Origin of the sequence: Polaribacter tangerinus (assembly GCF_038024095.1) — a bacterium.
In the GTDB taxonomy this organism is placed as follows: Bacteria; Bacteroidota; Bacteroidia; order Flavobacteriales; family Flavobacteriaceae; genus Polaribacter; species Polaribacter tangerinus.
On the sequence record NZ_CP150668.1, the window covers coordinates 98725 to 118329 of the forward strand.

Here is a 19605-nt window from a genome sequence, read left to right on the forward strand (position 1 = left end):
TATGTGTAACTTATTAAGACATTATATTTTGTTTTTAATTAAACAGAGTGATAGAAGTTTTCTTATTCCTTATATTAGCGTTCAAAAAACCTATTTAACATAATATAAATTATAGTACATTTTTAATTAGGGATTATCCAGTGGATGATTCATAATTAAAAGCTATTTAGAACAATCTTCGTATTTATTGCTGTGTAGCTATAATTATCTATTTTGTAAATATCCCACAAAGTTCTCGTAAGCTAATAAATATTGTTATTTGGGTGTTTTAACATTCGTCAACAAGTTCAATTATAATATCGTAGAATCTTGTAATTGATATTATTCAATGATATTATTGGATCAAATTAATAACTTAAAAAAGGTGTATTTATGAATACACCTTTTTTATTTAACAAACTTCAATTTTATTCAATATCATAAAGTTTAGCAAATGTCTTTTTCTGAATAAGTTTGATTTTTTCAAATTCTTCTTTACTGATAGTTTTCTCTCTTTTTTAAATGAATTTTCAAAATTGTTTAAACTCTCATAATTATTACTTTCAAAAATAGTCTCTATACTTTGTTTATTAGTCGAGTTATCTTTAATGATATCATCTTCATTGGTACATCCAATAAAAAACAAAGTAAATATTAAAATGGTAAAAAATTTAATCTTCATAAATTTATTTTTTTATTAATAAATAAAGTAACAAATATTATGCTACTGTTTCTTATACCTACAATTTACAAAAACATTAAAATATTTATAAATTAGTTAAAAATTCAATTTCATAAAATTTATGATTTTGCGACAAACTGATTAGAATATCAAAAAAAATATTCTAAAATACTTCGACAATTATTCTGGTAATGGTACAAAATCATTATCTCCAGTAATCGTTTGAAATTCTTGATTTTTCCAATCTTTCTTTGCTTTTTCTATTTTTTCTTTGTTCGAAGAAACAAAATTCCAGTGAATAAATCTTTCTTCAGGAAATGGTATGCCACCAAAAATAAATATGGTAGAATTTTCTTCAATTTCAAAAGAACAAAGTGTACTCTCATTCGCCACCAAAATTTGCTTTTCTGTATAGGTGTTTCCTTCGCTAAAAATTGCTCCTTTTAAAATGTAAATTCCACTTTCGCCATATAAATCTTTACCACAATTTATGGTTTTCTTTTGCGTACTATTTATTTCTAATAAAAACAACTCACTATGAACAGGAACTGGAGAAATTTTATCAAATGCTTTACCTGCAATTAGTTTATAATGCAAACCATTATCCAACCAACTAGGGAGTTTATCAGCAGAAATATGACTAAATTTAGGTTCTATATCTTCTAGCTCTTTCGGTAAAGCAATCCAAATTTGTAGACCATGAATTGCTTTTTTCTTACCTCTAAGCCTTTGTGGGGTTCTTTCGGAATGCACCACTCCTCTACCCGCTGTCATCCAATTTACAGCACCAGGATTTATCTCTATTTCTGTACCAATACTGTCTTTATGAACTATACTGCCCTCAAATAAATAAGTTAAAGTAGAAAGCCCGATATGAGGATGAGGTGGAACATCTAAATTTTCATTTTCAGACATTTTGGTTGGTCCCATATGGTCTATAAATGAAAATGGTCCAACCATCCTTTTAGATCTAAAAGGTAACAGTCTGCCAACTTTAAAGTTACCTATATTAGCTGCTCTTTCGGGAATTATTAATTGAATATTAGACATATTAGTTTGAAATATTGTAAGGTTTAGAAAAGTTTAAAAGTATGTAGTATCTTTACTAATTATTACAAATTTAGGTTAAAAGTTATAATTTTTTTTCTTTTTGATATGATTTATTAATTAGTTGAAACTTAGATATTGTTTAAATTGATGAAAGCAAAAGGTGTTAAAACATATCAAAAAGTCGATGCAAATAAAGAGCATGCAAGTTTTGGGATTTCTAAAATGGAAGATGTTTATGAGCAACGAAAAGGAAAAATAGATGCGCCCCATCGACATAATTATTTTACAGTATTAATTATAGAGAAAGCTTCTGGGAAGCATAAAATTGATTTTAATACTTATAAGCTCGATAATAAACAAGTTTATTTTGTGGCTCCTGGTCAAGTACACCAAGTGATTGAAGAGGATGTTTCCTATGGTTTTGTAATGACTTTTTCAAATCAATTCCTGATTGAAAACTCTATACCATTATCATTTATAGATAGTTTAAACCTTTTTAATAATTACGGTCAAAGTCCTCCTTTACTGCCTAATGAAAATCAGTTTGGTGATATTTTACAGTTTTCTGAACAAATTTTAAAGCTGTTTCATAGTAATTCTCCAATGAAATTACTGTCGATTGGGGCGTTTTTAAAACTATTATTAATAGAGTGTAACACCATTTGCTCTATCAATCCGGTAGATTTGGCAAGTGATGTTTCGAGTGATATGTTGGTTAGAAATTTTAAAAGTGAAGTAGACATTCATTATAAACACGAACATTCCACCTCATTTTATGCAGAAAAATTATTTATTACTCCAGATCATTTAAACCGAACTATTAAAGCTAAAATAGGAAAAACTGCTAAAGACTACATTCAAACAAGAATTATTATTGAAGCTAAAAGATTGCTATATTTTACAGATTTATCTGCTAAAGAAATTGGTTTTAATTTAGGATTTAATGAACCATCTAACTTTAGTACTTTTTTTAAAAAACATACAAACGTATCTCCTCATAACTTTAAGAAAAGTCAATTAAAATCATAATAATTACCAATATCGGATTTTTATAAGTTTTCCCCTTTTTTTTATATTCTACCCCTCATTCTTTACATATACCTTTGTACCGTACTTAAACGGTTACGATAAATACTGTTTTTAAAGTAACAAAATAATAGTCATAAATTTAAATATATAGTTATGAAATCAATACTTCACAAAGCAGCTACAAGAGGAAATGCAGATCATGGTTGGTTGCAATCAAAACACACGTTTAGTTTTGCTAATTATTACAATCCAGATAGAATGAACTTTGGTGTTCTTAGAGTTTTAAATGATGATAGTGTTTCCGAAAACAAAGGATTTGGCACACACCCACACCGAGATATGGAAATTATATCAATTCCGTTAGAGGGCGATTTAAAGCACATGGACAATATGGGAAATTCGACTGTAATTAAATCTGGAGATGTTCAAGTAATGAGTGCGGGAACTGGTGTGATGCATTCAGAGTATAATAACAGTGCAGAAAATCCTGTAAAATTTTTACAAATTTGGGTACTACCAAATAAAAAGGATGTAACGCCAAGATACGACCAAATTACTTTAGACGTATCGGACCGAGAAAATAAACTACAACAAATAATTTCTCCCAACCCCAATGATGCAGGAGTTTGGATACACCAAGATGCTTGGTTTTTTATGACAAAATTACACCAAGGAAAAAATATTTCTTATACTTTAAAAAAACCTAAAAAGAACGGAGTGTACGTATTTGTTCTTAGTGGAAGTGCCCAAATTAATTCGCAAGAATTAGATGAAAGAGACGGTTTTGGTCTGTGGGATATCGACACTTTTAATATTTCTGCAACAAGCGATACTGAAATTTTATTGATGGAAGTTCCTATGGAACTGAATAACTAAATAATAATAATAATAATAATAATAATAATAATAATAATAATAATAATAATAATAATAATAATAACAAATTTTAATAAAATGAGTACAAAAACAAACTGGGTCATAGACCACGCACATTCTGAAATAGCTTTTAAAGTAAAACATATGATGATATCTACTGTTACAGGTTTTTTTGAAGATTTTACAGCTTCAGCAGAAACAGAAGGAGATAATTTTGATAATGGAAACTTTACTTTTAGTGCTAAAACAGCCTCTATTATTACTAAAAACAACGATAGAGATGCTCACTTAAAATCTGATGATTTCTTTAATTCGGAAGCATTTCCCAACATGACTTTTGTATCTAAATCTTTTAATGGAGAAGAACTTGTAGGAGATTTAACTATTAGAGACGTTACCAAAGAGATTTCTTTAACTGCAGATTTTAATGGAATTGCAGTAGATCCTTACGGACAAACAAAAGCAGGATTTGAAATTTCTGGTGTAATTAATAGAAAAGATTTTAATTTAACTTGGAGCGCAGTTACAGAAGCAGGAAGTATTGTTGTTTCTGATAAAGTAAAATTGGTAGTTGATGCTCAATTTATAAAGCAAAATTAAGCTAACTTTTTTTTAATATTCGATAAAGAGACTACCTTTAAAGGTAGTCTCTTTTTTAGTTATTACTACAATAAAAAAGATACCTTTGTAAAAAATATTAATAATATGAATTCAGAAAATATCACTTTAAATGTGCTAAATACCCCTTTAGAAAGTTGCTCTTGCAATCCGTTAACTGGCTATTTTAGAGATGGTTTTTGTAATACTACACCAGATGATTTTGGTACACATGTAGTTTGTGCAATTGTAACAGAAGCTTTTTTAAAATTCTCTTTGTCTAGAGGAAATGACTTAATTACACCTAACTTACATTGGAATTTTCCGGGACTAAAACCCGGAGATAAATGGTGTTTATGTATTTCTAGATGGTTAGAAGCTGAAAAAGCTCAGGTTGCTCCTTTGATAGATTTAAAAGCTACCCATATAAATGCCTTAAAATATGTATCTATAAGCTTATTAAAAAAATATGCAGTATAATTAATCGTTTATAAACGGCACCTTGTAATCTGTAAAGATGGTGGTTTTATTTGTTACAAATCCACTGTAATAAATTGATGTTAAATACTATCTTTGCAGCCTAAAATAATTATATTTTATCGTTTTATGCCTTTTAAAAAACTACATCCTTATTTAAAAGAAAAGTTAGTAAGCTTACAAATTACAGCACCATCAACATTTCAAACAAAATGTATACCTACCATTAAAAGTGGTGCAAATGTTTATGCTGTTGCTCCTGAAGGAAGTGGAAAAAAAACATCCTTAATTCTTACTACATTGCATAAATTACAGTGCAAAGAAGAAGGTGTAGCGCCCAGAGCTGTAGTTTTGGTAGAAAGTAGAGAAAAAGCAATTGAAATGTATGAATCTTTTTTGGCTTTTACCAGATACTCAGATATTAGAGTGTATTTAGGTGATGAAAAAGAACATATAGATTTACTTAAGTCAGAGATTTTTGAAGGTATTGATGTACTTGTTTCTACACCGCTTATTATGAATAAACTTCTCTTATTAGAGGGATTAAATACCACTCAACTAAAAATATTTAATGTATATGAGGCTTCATTTTTAAGTCACAAACCTTCCTACTCTGCCCTTTTAGCTATTACACAAAGTATTCATAAATGTCAGTATGTTATGTATACAGATAAAATTACCGATCCATTAAAAAGATTAGAGTCATTTTTTATGGAACACGCAAAAAAAATTCACATATAACATTTTTAGTATTCTTTTTTAAGAGGTATTTATAACAGTAAAGCGATTTTTTTATGTGGATGTATTTAGGTTTATTGGCGGCTTTGTTTTTAGGCTTGCACAACTTGTGCAAAAAACATGCTGTACAAGGTAATGAAGTCTTTCCTGTATTGTTTGGTACTATTCTATCTGGGTTTTTAATACTCCTACCCTTTTTTGTAGCAACTATATATGCTCCTGAATTCATGAAAGATGTAGGTTTTTACATTTCTCCAATTTCATATAAAATTCATGGTTACATCATTATTAAATCTGTAATAATGGCAAGTTCTTGGGTATTGGCATATCAAGCTTTAAAACATTTACCCATAACTATTGTTGCTCCAATAAGGTCTGCTGGTCCGTTTTTTACTTTTATAGGAGCCATTTTAATATATAATGAACAGCCAAACTTTTCGCAATGGATTGGTTTTTTCTTAATTATACTATCAGTAATGCTTTATGCTAAAATTGGTAAAAAAGAAGGAATTGTTTTTAAGAGTAATAAGTGGATTTTTGCAATAATCGGCGCTACTTTTCTAGGAGCTTCTAGCGGATTGTACGATAAATTTTTGATACAGAAATTAACCTTAAATCCACAAACACTTCAGTTTTGGTTTTGTTTCTATACGGTTCTCATTTTACTTCTTATTTTGTCAGTTACTTGGTTTCCGTATTCAGAAAAAAGAAAGGCTTTTACATTTAGATGGTCTATTGTTGGTGTTGGTGTTTTATTACAATCGGCAGATTATTTTTATTTTAAGGCTCTACAAGATCCAGAGGCATTAATTATGCTACTATCTGCAATTAAAAGAAGTCAGTTAATTATTGCGGTTGTAGTAGGTGGACTTATTTTTAAAGAAAAGAATAAACGTAAAAAGTTACTTCCTTTAGCAGGTATTTTAATTGGTATTTTTCTTATCCTATACTCCTAACTTTTATTGCTCTATCGACTGAGCATCAAAAGCTATGATAGCACCATCTTCAAATTCGGGTGTTACTTCTATTGGATTACAACAAACCTCACAATCCTCTATGTAAGTTTGTTTGCGAATACTGGCATCTAAAATCATAGATATTTCTTCCCAACAATACGGACACTGAAAAAAATGTTCTTGCTCCATTATGAAAGTAATTAGTGTAACAATTTTTCAAAAATAGCATAAAAAAATCGTTACTAGATATAACTAATAACGATTTTTAAACAGTTGATTAAAAAAATGATTACAATTCTTTAAATATTGCATGCATCATTCTTTTCTTATCATTTATACTTTCTTCTAAGGCTATCATTGTTTCGGTTCTTTTAACACCTGGCACATCATCTATGGCATAAATAATGTCTTTAGCATCATTGGTTCCTTTAGCTCTTACTTTACAAAAAATATTATATTTTCCTGCAGTAACATACGCTACAGTTACATTTGGTATATTTCTCAAATTATTTATAACATCTTGTGTCATTGATGTTTTTTCTAAAAAGACACCTACGTGGGCTATAAAAGAATATCCCATTTTTTCGTAGTTTAAAGTTAATGTAGACCCCTGAATAATTCCTTCATCTTCCATTTTTTTTACTCGAACATGAATTGTTCCGGCAGAAACTAGTAATTGTTTTGCAATGTCTGTAAAGGGGGTTCTTGCATTCTCAATTAGAATATCTAAAATTTGATGATCGATTTCGTCTAAAATAAACTTTTTCATTATTTGTATATTATTCAATATTAGCCACAAATTTATGAATTAAATTTAACTAAACAATGAAAAAAGTAAGAAAAATCTAATAAAATTAGCTTTCGAAAACGATTTCGTGGTGTCCAATTTTGCCATTTAATGATTTTTCAGGTACTTTTTCTAATGAAGACACCAAAGAATTGTTAATTATTTCATCTTTATATTGAAAGGCAATATCATTTTCTGAATTTTTGTATCTATGAATAACATCATAAAAAATAGTATCGTTATTGGGGATTGTAAAGTAGCGTTCGAAAGAATCAAAAATGCTTGTTGTGGCAATATAAGATATCCCAGAGAGTATTGCTATAAAGGTGAATTTTCTAGATATTTCTCTATTGTAATCATTTGGGTAATGTCCGGACTCAATTAGAATGGTGTTATAACCAAGTTTTTGAAAATTATCTCCAGTGGCTGTCGGATAAAACTCATCAGTATACCTGCCAATAAAACCAGGAATTTGTTGCTGAAGTATATCGTTCATTGCTATAATAACATTCATTGTTTGTTTTCTCCCTTCAGTTAGCTTTCTAGTTTCCTCTTCCGAAGGTGCTAAAAAAGAAATGGTTGCAGGGTTTGTTGTTCCCGAAACATTAAATATTGTTCTTTGATCGTGAAGGTTGAAACAAAACTGCGGATTAAAATCTTCTAAAACAGCTCTCAATAATTTACTCTCTTTTGCAACTCTATCTACGGCATCTCTATTTAAATCTACATTATTTGCATTTACTCTTGTAAATGCTTGTGCTCCGTCTGGATTTAGCATAGGGATAAATAAAAGGGTGCAGTTTTCTAGAATAAAAGATAATTCTTTGCACTGCTCTGTAAAACAGTTAAAGAGGTCGAAAAGAGCTTTGGTTCCTGTTGCTTCGTTTCCGTGCATTTGAGACCATAGCATTATTTTTTTTTGGCCACTTCCTATTTTTAATTGATAAATAGGTCTGCCCTCTTCTGAAGTTCCAATTTTAGAAACTATAAATAGTGAAGCATGTTTTCGAAATAATTCTTCAATATCATTTAATGTTATCCATTTTCCAAATAAAGCTTCCTCTTTATATTGTGTAAATAATTGTTCTAAAAATTCGCTGTTTAATGTACTCATGTTATAATCTAATATTTTGTAAAAATAATAGTTTCATACGTGTCATCAAACTAAAATGTTACAATTGTAAAACACAGAAGTATTACAATTGTAAACTGTAAAACAACTCAGTTATTTTACTTTTGTAAACAAAAAGTGTTTTTTAAAAAATAATGGTTTATGTACTAGGTTTATAGCATAGTTAAATACTATAATTTATATATAAAATACTTTAAATTAGTTTATTATAGTATTTATATGAAGTTTTAATTTAATGCTATTTTAGGTGTTTTTAATATACGTTAAAATAATTATTGCATTTAAAAATTAAAGTTTTACATTTGTAAAAGTATAGTGATTTACAATGATAAACAGTATTGATTTTACAAATAGATTAAAAAAATTGATGGATTATTATGAAATCTCGGCATCTATCTTTGCAGATAAAGTTGGGGTTCAAAGGTCTAGTATCTCTCATATTTTATCTGGAAGAAATAAACCTAGTTTAGACTTTGTTTTAAAAGTTACTACAGAGTTTAAAGAGGTAACTCTGGAATGGCTAATTCATGGAATTGGAAATTTTCCAGCTAAAACAGATGTTGCGGCAGTTAACACTACTACTCCACTTTCTGTAAACAATAAAATAGCAACGGAAACATCTCACAAAAAAGTAATACAGAAAATATTGGTTTTTTACACAGATGGAACTTTCGACGAGTTTAAAAATTAGTGTAAGTGCAAGCTACAAAGTAATTTTATAAAGTACTAATAAGCGTCAACATCAATAATAAAACGAATGGGTCTAAAATCTTTTACTGCTTCGAACGTACTTTTAATGTTGTTTAACTGGTTTTTGGTTTGAAGTAGCGACTGTTTTGGTGGTATTTTAATAATAATATTCTTTATATATTGATTTCTAATTCTTGCAACAGAAGGTGCAGTTGGACCAAGAACATGTTCGCCAAAAGAGTTGTACAAAGCTTTAAACAACCAGTTAACGCCACTATCTAATTTTATATAGTCTCTGTGTTTTAAGGTAATTTTAATAATTCTGTAGTAGGGCGGATATTTATATTGCCATCTTTCTTGTAGTTGTTCTTTATACATTTCTGTATAGTTAGTGGTAGATACTTGCTGTAAAATTTGATGAAAAGGATTGTAGGTTTGAATGGCTACATTACCTTGTTTTTTACTTCTTCCTGCTCTGCCAGAAACTTGCACCATCATGTCATAGGCTCTTTCATGTGCTCTAAAATCTGGAAAATTAAGCATTGTATCTGCATTTAAAATACCTACTAAAGATACATTTTCAAAATCTAACCCTTTCGATAGCATTTGGGTCCCTACCAATATATCTATTTCTTTTGCCTCAAAAGCACCAATAATTTTTTGATATCCAAATTTACCTCGTGTAGTATCCAGATCCATTCTTCCTATTTTAAAATCTGGAAATAATGTTTTTAATTCTAATTCTATTTGCTCTGTTCCGAAGCCTTTGGTATCTAAAGTATTACTTCCGCAAGCGGCACAACTATTAGGCATTGCTCTTTGATAATTGCAATAGTGACAACGTAGTTCGTGTTTAAACTTGTGAAACGTTAATGTAACATCGCAATTAGGGCATTCTGGAGAAACCCCACAAGTGTTACAGGTTACAATTGGCGAATAACCACGCCTATTTTGAAACAAAATTACCTGCTCTTTTTCATTTAATGCATCTTGAATTAATTGTATCAATCGGTCGGAGAAATGACCGGTCATTTCCTTTTTACGATACTTTTCTTTAACATTAATAAGTTCTATTTTAGGCAACTGTACATTACCATGTCTTCTATTTAATGCAACAAAACCGTATTTTTTTTCTTGTGCATTATAATAAGATTCTAAAGAAGGTGTTGCAGAGCCTAAAAGTATTTTAGCATTGTGCATTTTTGCCAAAACAATAGCCGCATCTCGCGCATTATATCTTGGAGAAGGTTCAAATTGTTTGTAAGATGTTTCGTGTTCTTCATCTATAATAATTAAACCAAGGTTTGTAAATGGTAGGAAAATTGAAGATCTAGCGCCTAAAATAATTTTAGTTTTAGGTTGTTGTGTTAAAATATTATTCCATACTTCTACCCTTTCATTTATAGAATATTTGGAATGAAATACCGAAATCTGGTTTCCAAAATAATACTGTAGTCGTGTTATAATTTGTGTAGTGAGTGCTATTTCTGGCAACAGGAATAATACTTGTTTTCCTGCGTCTATAACTTCTTGAATTAATTTTGTATAAACTTCTGTTTTGCCTGAACTAGTAATGCCATGCAAAAGGGTTACATCTTTAGATTTGAAAGTTTCCTTAATTTCAGAAAGTGCTTTTTCTTGGTGCGGATTTAAAACTTTTAAATCATTTTCTTGGCCAGAAAATTGAACTCTATCTGTTTGAATTTCGTAAGTTTCAAAAATGTTTTTAGCTTCTAAACTTTTAATAATGGCAGAAGAAATTCCTGCTTTTTCTGATAAAGTTTTAACTTTTATTGGTTTTTTACTTGTGGCTAATTGAAAATAAGTAAGTACCGCTTTACGTTGTTTCTTGGCTCTAGATAGCTCTTCTAATAAACCATTTAAACTACTATCTGAATTGTAAGAAGCGTTCAAGCGAATGTATTTTACTAACTTTGGTTTGTACTGCTCGTAAATTTCTTCTTTTATATAAACTGCCGATTTTTTTATAAGTGAATTCACAATTGGCATCACTTTCTTTTTTCCTAAGATATCAGCTACTTGATGAATTGTTAGTTGCGACTGATGCTGCAACGCTTCAAATATTAAAAATTCATCGTCTTCTAACTCATTTTCATTTATAAAGGTTTCGTTTTTGTATACAATTGTTTCACTTTCTAATAAAAAAGCTGAAGGTAAAGAGGCTCTATAAACATCTCCTAAAGAACACATATAATAGTTGGCAACCCATTGCCAATGTTGCAATTGAAGTTCGTTTACTATGGGTGTTTCATCTAAAATTTGATGAATTTCTTTTGCTTCATATAACGTTGGTGCTGTGGTATGTATTTTAAAAACCAAGCCTGTATACATTTTTGTTTTACCAAAAGAAACTGCAACTCGCATCCCTTTTTTTAAGAAATTAGCTTCTTGTTCTGTTACAGTATATGTAAAAGTTTTTTGAATAGGAATGGGCAATATAAGATCGATGAAATGTTGCAAATCGGTATGCTAGAATATAATTTTTAATATAGTTTATAATATCTGTTTATCAACTTGTTAAAATTACACAATTTTGCTTTGGTATGTATAACTTATTATTTTCTGTTTTTAGCCCTGATTGAAGCGGCATCCTTTTTGTTGTTTTTACAAAAAGATACAGCGAAAAGCAGGAAATGGCTTCATACAAAAATATTAATCATCGGTATTATTTAGTTCTTTTACTTTACGACTTCCTTCGTATAATTCGTATTTTACAAATTTACAATCTAAATCGCCATTTTTAAGGGCTATCCTTTTCGAGGTTCTTAGTCCTACCGATTTTAAAGCATCGGTGTCTGAAGTAATTAGCCAAGCTGTAGAACCCGGATAATTGTGTTTTAATGTATCGCCAATTTTTTTGTAAAATTCTTGGGTATCAATATTTAATCTCTCGCCATAAGGCGGATTGAAAAGTATGGTAGTATTGCCAAATACTTCTTTTTTTGAGTTGAAAAAGTTTACATGATGCACGCCTATAAACTCATCTAAATTTGCATTTACAATATTATCTTGTGCTTTTTTAACTGCTGATGGCGCTTTGTCGAACCCCATAATTTTAAAATGAGAAGAGCGTATTTTCTTGAGAAGTGCATCTTGAATTGTAAAGTACAAATCTTCGTCATAGTCTTTCCAATGCTCAAAAGCAAAAAGTTTTCTGTTGATATTTGCCGGAATATTGTTAGCAATCATTGCTGCTTCAATTAAAATAGTACCGGAACCACACATAGGATCTATAAAATTTTCATCTCCAGTATATCCAGATAATAAAATCATACCAGCTGCTAAAACTTCGTTAATTGGTGCAATATTGGTTGCTGTTCGGTATCCTCTTTTGTGTAAAGAATCTCCCGAAGAATCGATAGAAACAGTAAGCCAATCTTTTTGAATGTGAACATGAATTTTTACATCCGGATATTTTAAATCTACATTCGGTCTTTTACTGTACTTATGTCTAAAATAATCGGCAACAGCATCTTTAGATTTTAAAGAAATGTAATGAGAATTACTTGTAAAATTTTTGGAGTTTACAACTGCACCAATCGCAAAAGTGCCTTCTACCTCGAGGTAATTTTCCCATTTTATTTTTTGAATAGCTTCATATAAATCTTCTTCATCATAAATTTTACATGTTTTTATGGGTTTTAAAATTCGAACAGCCGTTCTTAGTGCCATATTTGCTTTGTACATAAAACCTTTATCGCCCCTAAAAGAAACACTTCTTACTCCTTCTTTAATATCTTGAGCGCCAAGGTTTTTTAGTTCATTAGCCAATACTCCTTCTAAACCAAAGAGCGTTGTAGCTGTCATTTTAAAATCTCTGTCCATTTTTTCTTGTAAAATTGACTACAAAAATACATTTTATAAACAGGAATTAACAAAGTAAGAGTGTCATTTTTTAGTAAGTTATCATATAAAAAATACAAATATGTGTTGTAAGCTTCACAATTCTTTTGGTAATGACTTTATTGTATTTGATGTTTGTGCATTTTTCATTTTTTAAAATGTAAGATTTGGTTACTTTTACAGACTTAAACACCATTAAAAAAGTATAAATTATATACCAATCCTAACATTTACGAAATAAAGAAATTTAAATAATGAAAAATAAAGATTGGTTTACAGAGTGGTTTAATACCAAATATTACCATATTTTATATAAGGATAGGAATGACAACGATGCACAGTTGTTCATGAAAAATATTACTGAATATTTAAGACTTCCAAAAACAGCACATATTTTAGATTTACCATGTGGTAAAGGCAGACATGCTGTGTATTTAAATTCTCTAGGCTACCAAGTAACTGGTGCCGATTTGTCTGAAAATAGTATACAAGAAGCAAAAAAGTTCGAAAATGAAAAGCTACAATTTTATGTAAGCGATATGAGAGCTCCAATAGAACAATCTTATGATGCTATTTTTAATTTATTTACAAGTTTTGGTTATTTCGATGATGACCATGAAGATTTATTAATTCTAAAAAACATAAAGAATGCATTGTATAAAAACGGTGTTTTTGTGTTCGATTTTTTAAATGCAACTTTTGTAAAAAAACATTTAGTTACTGAGGAAGTAAAAATTATAGATGGAATACAGTTTGATATTAATAGAGCTATTAAAAACGGATTTATCTATAAAAATATCTCATTCTTTGCTGATGAGAAACAGCACGAATTTACAGAAAAAGTAAAATATTTAGATGTAAAAAAAATGATAGATTATTTAGAAAATGTTGGTTTTTCTATTGAACATATTTTTGGAGACTACGAATTGACTGATTTTAACGAATCTACCTCTAACCGATTAATTATTGTGGCAAAATGAGTTATTTATTATTAATTTTTTCAGTTCTTTTAGGTTCATTATTGGTATTATTATTAAAGCCAAGTAATAAAATTGTTCGCTTATTATTAGCGTTTAGTGGTGCGTACCTTTTGTCGGTTACTATTTTACATCTTATACCAGAAGTTTACACTCCTACTATAGACTCTAAAAGGATAGGTATTTTTATTTTAATTGGTATTATTTTACAGTCTATACTAGAATCGTTTTCTAAGGGTGCAGAGCATGGTCATATACATATTCATTCGAACGGTAAAAAATTTCCAATGTTACTTTTTGTAAGTTTATGCCTGCATGCTTTTTCAGAAGGATTACCAATTCATCATGCAAATGATAATTTATTATGGGCTATAATTGTACATAAAATTCCAATAGCCATAGTTTTAACTTCTTTTTTGTTATATACAAAATACCCAAAAAGAGTCGTTTTTACCTTTTTATTTTTCTTTGCATTAATGAGTCCGTTAGGAGTTTTAATAGGTAATGAAATTTCTTTTTTCACTACTTTTTATAGAGAAATAACTGCTTTAATTATTGGGGTGTTTTTGCATATTTCAACAATCATTCTTTTTGAAAGTACAGAAAATCATAAGTTTAATTTACAAAAGTTTATGGCAATACTTTTAGGTATTTTACTAACTATTTTTACGTTATAATATTTTTTAGTTTACAAACAATTGCTACACAGTGGTATTAAAGTTACTAATTATTTTAAATCAAATAAACTTTTATTTTTTGAAGCTTAGTAAATGATTAGACACAAAAAAAGAGGCGCTGTAAAGCGCCTCTTTCATTCTGTTTATAGATTAAAATTGGTTAATTGTCATTCTTTTTTTCTTCGTCTTTAGAAGCTTTATTCCAAATTTTTATTTCATCATCTTCAGTTACACCCTCTAAAACTTCTACGTTTACACCATCTGAAGTTCCTAATTTTAAAGTTTTCTTTTCATAAGTTCCATCACCGGTTTTAACTTCTACATATGGTTCTTCTGTTTTTTTATCAAATCTAAGCAATGCTTCTTTTATAGAAAGAACACTGTCTTTTTTTACCAAAACAATATCTGCATTTGCACTGTAACCAGCTCTAATAAAAAACTTATCATCTAAAGAAACATCTGCTTTAATTTTAAATTGAACAGCACCACCCTCTTCCGTTCCTTTCGGAGCGATGAAATTTAATTTAGCAGGAAATTTTTTACCTTCTATAGCTCCAATAGAAACTTCTATGTTAGTGCCCTTAACTAGTTTTCCAACTTCAGACTCGTCTACCTTACCTTCAAAAATCATTTTACTCATATCTGCAATTGAAGCAATAGTAGTACCAGCATTAAAGTTGTTTGATTGAATTACTTGGTCTCCTTCTTTAACAGGAATTTCTAAAATAGTTCCAGACATTTGCGCCAGAATATTTGTGTTTGCGGTTCCTGCAGAACCAGCAGATCCTTTTTTAATAATCAAGTAATCGTTTTGTGCATTTTTAAGATCTTGCTTTGCTTGGTTATAAGTTAGTTCTACTCCCTCATATTCTGCTCTAGCAATAACTCCTTTTTCAAATAAATTTTTAGTTCTATTGTATGAAATTTCGGCATTGTTTACTCTTAACTTTAAATTGTCTACTCTACCTTTAGCACTAATTAACGATTGCTCGTTAGGAACCACTCTTACAGTAGCAATTAAATCTCCTTTTTTAACTTTAGAGCCTTCTAGTAATACAACCTTATCTATAATACCTGTTATTTGAGGTTTAATTTCAATTTCTTCTAGAGGTATTACTTTACCTGTAGCTACAGTTTTTTTAACAATAGTTGTTTTAAAAGGTGTTTCTGTTTCATATTCTAAAATACTTTTTTTGTTCTTTTTACCGAACCAAATAAGTGCTGCAATAAAACCTATTGCGATAATAATTAAAATAATTTTTGATCTTTTGCTCATGATTTATGGTTAATTAATTTTATTCTTCTCTTAATGCTTCTATAGGTCTTACAATTGTTGCCATATGTGCAGGTATCAAACCTATTAAAGTACCCAGCACAATTAATGTGGTAAATGCTATTAAAATTATTGGAATATCTACCGTTGGATTTATAAGTGCGGCATCGGGTCCTTGACCAAATGCAGAGTCTATTAAATATAAGATTAAGCTACCAAAAATAATTCCTAGCATTCCTGCAATGGTGGTTAAAAAAACCGACTCTAATATTATTTGTTGACGAATACTTTTTGGTGTTGCTCCTAAAGCTCTTCGTATTCCAATTTCTTGTGTTCGTTCTTTAACTGTTATCAGTAAAATATTGCCAATTGCAAATACTCCAGCAATTAAAGTAGCAATACCTACAAACCAAGTTAAAAATTGCATTCCTGTTAAAAAGCCTGTTACTTTTCCGATTTCTTTTCCAAGATTAACACTTCCAAAAGCTCTTTCATCTTCTGGGTGTACTTTATGTAAACCTTTTAAAGTAAGCAGTACATCTTTTTCCATTTGTTCAATGTCTGTTCCTTCATTGGCGGTTATCATCATCCAATCTACATTATTGGCTGTATTGTACACTTTTCTGAAGGTAGAAAAAGGAATATAGGCACAATCTCCATCAAAATCTATAGTGTTCGATGGTTTGTAGACGCCAATTACTTTATAGTTGATATTGTTAATTTTTACATATTGTCCGATAGGAAACTCGCCTTTATCAAACAATTGTATGTACATATCTTCGGAAATAACGGTAACTTTAGCAGTAGATAAAATATCATTATCATTTAAAAACCTTCCGTATAAAAGTTGCTTTTTTTGTATTTGATCTAAAATAGGATAATCGCCACTAACTTGAAAATTGCCTGATTTAAAGTCTTTAACAAGTAGGTTATTTGTTTGGTTTCGAGGAGCTAAAAGTTTAATTTCATCTGAATATTCAGACTTTAAAACTTCAATATCATTCATGGTCAATCGAAATCGTCTTCCTTCCTGAAAACCTTTAAAAGGTGTATCTGTAGATTGTGTCCACACAAAAACACTATTGGTGGCAAAATTACCAAATAGTTTGTTAAAACCATTTTCCATACCTCTTGCAGCACCTAATAAAACTACTAACAAAAAAATACCCCAAAGTACCCCAATGATAGTAATTGCAGTTCTAACTTTATTTTTACGAATACTGCCGTAAATTTCTTGCCAAGTATCTGAATCGAATAAAAATTTCATAATTAATCTGCTCTTAATGCTTCTATTGGTTTAATATTTGCTGCTTTTTTTGCAGGAACATAACCAGCTATTAGTCCCGATAAAATTAACACTATAGTTGCACTTACAACAATACCTGTACTTACACTAGGGTCTTTAATAAAGTAATCTTTTTCTAAACTGTCTCCAATTAAACTTAAAATGTAGGTACCTAAAGAAAGCCCAAGATAACCAGCAATTGTTGTAATTAATACCGATTCTTGAACAACCATTGCTACTATAGAAGAAGGCTTAGCTCCTAGTGCTTTTCGAATACCAAATTCTTTTGTTCTTTCTTTAATAACGAAAATCATGATATTAGATATACCAATTATTCCGGCTACTAAAGTACCAGAACCTACCAGAATAACAATGGCATATAATATTCCCATAAACTGACCAACACCTTTATTTGCTTCTGCCATATTTCTAACAGATAATGCACTTTGATCATCTGGATGAATATTGAGTTTCTTTCTCAAATCTCTTTCCATCTGATTCCCAAATGCAATTGCTTTATCTAAACTTAAATTCGGATTATAGCCAAGTGCAATCTGACTTATATAATCGTTATTTCCGTACATCATTTGTGCAGTTGTTAATGGTATAAAAGCTTTTCTTTCTTCATTGTCTCCTCCATCATCAGAAAAAACACCAATTACTAAAAAAGAGCTCCCGCTAACATTTACCCTTTTTCCAACAGCAGGTCTTTCGCCAAATAAATCTTTTTTAATTAGCCTACCAATAACAATTACTTTCGATTTTTCATTTAAATCTCTTTCGTTTAAATATCTTCCATCATCAATAATTGTTTTTTCTAAAAACTGATGATCTGGGTTTACAGCCATTACACTGTAATTACTTGCTTCGTTTTTATATTTTATAGAAAAGTTTTTAAAGATTCTTGCAGACTGATATTGAATCTTATTTTTATATTCTTCTGAAATATAGTTGTAATCTGAGTTTTTAAGTTGAACTCTTCTTCCTGTTTGAAGTCCTTTGTAGGGTTTAGAAGTTTTCCAGACACGAACAAACATAGCATTTTGTGCGTCATCTGCAAAAGCACTAGTAAAAGTGTTACTTAAACCACTTACAATACCAAATAATAGGGTAAATAAAAGGATGGCAAAAGCAACCGTAAAGCCAGACATTACAGAACGTAACCTGTTTTTATTGATGCTTTGAAAAATTTCTCTCCAACGATCTAAATCAAACATAATTATACTGCTTTAGAGGCTTTGGTGAATTCATCACTAATAATAACACCATCTTTTAAACGTACAATTCTTTTGGTTTGTTCAGCTACTTCCTCTTCGTGGGTAATTACAAAAACAGTCATTCCTTCATTGTTAATGTCCTTTAAAAGATCCATAACAGAGTCTGTTGTAGTAGAATCTAGAGCTCCTGTAGGCTCATCTGCCAAAACTACTTTTGGTTTTGTAACCAAAGCTCGAGCAATTGCAACACGTTGCTTTTGTCCTCCAGAAAGTTCGTTTGGTAAATGATTTGCCCAATCTTTAAGGCCTACTTTCTCTAAATAATCTAATGCTATTTTTAAACGTTCTTTTCTATTCATTCCTTTATAGTACAAAGGTAATGCAACGTTTTCTACAGCTGTCTTATAGGAGATTAAATTAAAAGATTGAAAAATAAAACCCAAAAACTTATTACGTAATTGAGCGGCTTTTTTTTCGTTCATATCTTTAATTAACTGGCCATTTAAATAGTAGTTTCCTTCATCATGAATATCTAACAAACCAACAATATTTAATAAGGTAGATTTTCCTGAACCAGACGATCCCATAATCGATACAAATTCGCCTTCTTTGATGTGCAAATCTATACCTTTTAATACGTGTAATGAGTCTTTTCCTATCGGATAGGATTTGTGCAATCCTTCAATTTTAATCATGCTTGGTTATTTTGATATAAAAGTATTGATTGCTATTAAGAGCACTTATTAATATTATGTTAAAAGGCTCAAAAAAACAACAAGAATACAAATATAAGACGCCATTAAATAAATATTGTTACAAGAAAAATAAAAAAAGTTAAAGTATCTTTGTAATTAAATAATGAAACGAGGTTAAATGCTTGATTTACCAAAACATAAAAAAATAATTTTATTTGACGGAATTTGTAATTTATGCAATAATGCCGTAAAAACAGTTATTAAAAACGACACAAAAAATATTTTTATGTTTGTAGCAATTCAGTCTACTAAAGGGGAAGAAATTTTAAATTATTTAGGCGTAAACTCGAATCTTATTGATAGTATTGTATTGGTTGAACCAGGTGTTTCTTATGATATAAAAGCTACCGCAGCTCTTAAAATTATGAATCATTTTTCGGGTTTGTGGAAATTGACTATTATTTTTTGGGTTTTTCCAGAAACATTTAGAAATCATTTGTATGATTTTATTGCAAAAAATAGGTACAGATGGTTTGGGAAAAAAGACCAATGTATGATTCCAACGGAAGAATTAAAAGCAAAATTTTTAGTCTAGTAATACGAGATCTTAAAAGCAATTCTTAT

Annotated in this window: 20 protein-coding genes; 10 read left to right on the forward strand and 10 right to left on the reverse strand. The window is 29.7% G+C overall.

What is annotated here, in order from left to right; translation table 11 throughout:
• Positions 1 to 841: 841 nt before the first annotated feature.
• Entirely contained in the window at positions 842 to 1711 is an 870-nt protein-coding gene (locus tag WHD54_RS00420) for a pirin family protein (RefSeq protein WP_088322703.1), read from the reverse strand.
• A 147-nt stretch (positions 1712 to 1858) separates the two neighbouring features.
• On the opposite strand from WHD54_RS00420, the gene WHD54_RS00425 reads away from it, so the two are divergent.
• From WHD54_RS00425 to WHD54_RS00450, 6 genes are all read left to right on the forward strand, one after another.
• Positions 1859 to 2740, forward strand: a complete 882-nt coding sequence (locus WHD54_RS00425) for an AraC family transcriptional regulator (RefSeq protein WP_088322704.1) — start codon at positions 1859 to 1861, stop codon at positions 2738 to 2740.
• A gap of 153 nt (positions 2741 to 2893) precedes the next feature.
• Entirely contained in the window at positions 2894 to 3616 is a 723-nt protein-coding gene (locus WHD54_RS00430; protein ID WP_088322705.1) for a pirin family protein, read from the forward strand.
• Positions 3617 to 3694: 78 nt separating this feature from the next.
• Positions 3695 to 4216 (forward strand): YceI family protein, encoded by a 522-nt coding sequence (locus tag WHD54_RS00435; RefSeq protein ID WP_088322706.1) that lies wholly within the window; start codon positions 3695 to 3697, stop codon positions 4214 to 4216.
• Positions 4217 to 4321: 105 nt separating this feature from the next.
• The gene (locus WHD54_RS00440; protein WP_198943128.1) at positions 4322 to 4693 is read left to right on the forward strand and encodes a DUF2237 family protein; all 372 of its coding nucleotides are present in this window, start codon (positions 4322 to 4324) and stop codon (positions 4691 to 4693) included.
• A gap of 126 nt (positions 4694 to 4819) precedes the next feature.
• The gene (locus WHD54_RS00445; RefSeq protein ID WP_088322707.1) at positions 4820 to 5431 is read left to right on the forward strand and encodes a DEAD/DEAH box helicase; all 612 of its coding nucleotides are present in this window, start codon (positions 4820 to 4822) and stop codon (positions 5429 to 5431) included.
• 53 nt (positions 5432 to 5484) lie between these two features.
• On the forward strand, positions 5485 to 6384 hold the full coding sequence (locus tag WHD54_RS00450) for an EamA family transporter (protein ID WP_088322708.1): 900 nt from the start codon (positions 5485 to 5487) through the stop codon (positions 6382 to 6384).
• Between the two features lie 3 nt (positions 6385 to 6387).
• Here the strand turns inward: WHD54_RS00450 and WHD54_RS00455 are convergent, their stop codons facing one another.
• The 3 genes from WHD54_RS00455 to WHD54_RS00465 all read right to left on the reverse strand — a co-directional run bounded on the left by WHD54_RS00455 (position 6388) and on the right by WHD54_RS00465 (position 8285).
• A complete protein-coding gene (locus tag WHD54_RS00455; protein WP_088322709.1) occupies positions 6388 to 6573 on the reverse strand; it encodes a CPXCG motif-containing cysteine-rich protein in 186 nt (61 codons plus the stop codon).
• Positions 6574 to 6673: 100 nt separating this feature from the next.
• Complete coding sequence (locus WHD54_RS00460) at positions 6674 to 7153, reverse strand: Lrp/AsnC family transcriptional regulator (RefSeq protein ID WP_088322710.1); 480 nt, start codon at positions 7151 to 7153, stop codon at positions 6674 to 6676.
• 85 nt (positions 7154 to 7238) lie between these two features.
• Positions 7239 to 8285: a M14 family metallopeptidase gene (locus tag WHD54_RS00465; RefSeq protein ID WP_088322711.1), complete on the reverse strand. Its 1047-nt coding sequence runs from the start codon at positions 8283 to 8285 to the stop codon at positions 7239 to 7241.
• A gap of 343 nt (positions 8286 to 8628) precedes the next feature.
• Between WHD54_RS00465 and WHD54_RS00470 the strand changes: the two genes are divergently transcribed.
• On the forward strand, positions 8629 to 8994 hold the full coding sequence (locus WHD54_RS00470; protein ID WP_088322712.1) for a helix-turn-helix transcriptional regulator: 366 nt from the start codon (positions 8629 to 8631) through the stop codon (positions 8992 to 8994).
• A gap of 35 nt (positions 8995 to 9029) precedes the next feature.
• Here the strand turns inward: WHD54_RS00470 and priA are convergent, their stop codons facing one another.
• Positions 9030 to 11474, reverse strand: a complete 2445-nt coding sequence (gene priA, locus WHD54_RS00475; RefSeq protein ID WP_198943129.1) for a replication restart helicase PriA — start codon at positions 11472 to 11474, stop codon at positions 9030 to 9032.
• A 192-nt stretch (positions 11475 to 11666) separates the two neighbouring features.
• Positions 11667 to 12839 (reverse strand): THUMP domain-containing class I SAM-dependent RNA methyltransferase, encoded by a 1173-nt coding sequence (locus tag WHD54_RS00480; RefSeq protein WP_088322714.1) that lies wholly within the window; start codon positions 12837 to 12839, stop codon positions 11667 to 11669.
• A 272-nt stretch (positions 12840 to 13111) separates the two neighbouring features.
• On the opposite strand from WHD54_RS00480, the gene WHD54_RS00485 reads away from it, so the two are divergent.
• Positions 13112 to 13837, forward strand: coding sequence for a class I SAM-dependent methyltransferase (locus tag WHD54_RS00485; protein ID WP_088322715.1), 726 nt, complete (start codon positions 13112 to 13114; stop codon positions 13835 to 13837).
• Positions 13834 to 14511: a ZIP family metal transporter gene (locus WHD54_RS00490; protein WP_088322716.1), complete on the forward strand. Its 678-nt coding sequence runs from the start codon at positions 13834 to 13836 to the stop codon at positions 14509 to 14511. The genes WHD54_RS00485 and WHD54_RS00490 overlap by 4 nt, the downstream gene beginning before the upstream one ends.
• Before the next feature lie 160 nt (positions 14512 to 14671).
• On the opposite strand, the gene WHD54_RS00495 is transcribed toward WHD54_RS00490, so the two are convergent.
• From WHD54_RS00495 to WHD54_RS00510, 4 genes are read right to left on the reverse strand one after another with little or no spacing between them, the layout of a single operon-like run.
• Positions 14672 to 15787 carry an efflux RND transporter periplasmic adaptor subunit gene (locus tag WHD54_RS00495; protein ID WP_088322717.1) on the reverse strand — a complete coding sequence of 372 codons (1116 nt, stop codon included), beginning with the start codon at positions 15785 to 15787 and terminating at the stop codon, positions 14672 to 14674.
• Positions 15788 to 15806: 19 nt separating this feature from the next.
• Entirely contained in the window at positions 15807 to 17051 is a 1245-nt protein-coding gene (locus WHD54_RS00500) for an ABC transporter permease (protein ID WP_088322718.1), read from the reverse strand.
• Between the two features lie 2 nt (positions 17052 to 17053).
• Complete coding sequence (locus WHD54_RS00505) at positions 17054 to 18286, reverse strand: ABC transporter permease (protein ID WP_088322719.1); 1233 nt, start codon at positions 18284 to 18286, stop codon at positions 17054 to 17056.
• A 2-nt stretch (positions 18287 to 18288) separates the two neighbouring features.
• Positions 18289 to 18981: an ABC transporter ATP-binding protein gene (locus tag WHD54_RS00510; RefSeq protein WP_088322720.1), complete on the reverse strand. Its 693-nt coding sequence runs from the start codon at positions 18979 to 18981 to the stop codon at positions 18289 to 18291.
• A 178-nt stretch (positions 18982 to 19159) separates the two neighbouring features.
• On the opposite strand from WHD54_RS00510, the gene WHD54_RS00515 reads away from it, so the two are divergent.
• Positions 19160 to 19576 (forward strand): thiol-disulfide oxidoreductase DCC family protein, encoded by a 417-nt coding sequence (locus WHD54_RS00515; protein ID WP_088322721.1) that lies wholly within the window; start codon positions 19160 to 19162, stop codon positions 19574 to 19576.
• The last annotated feature ends 29 nt before the right edge of the window (positions 19577 to 19605 follow it).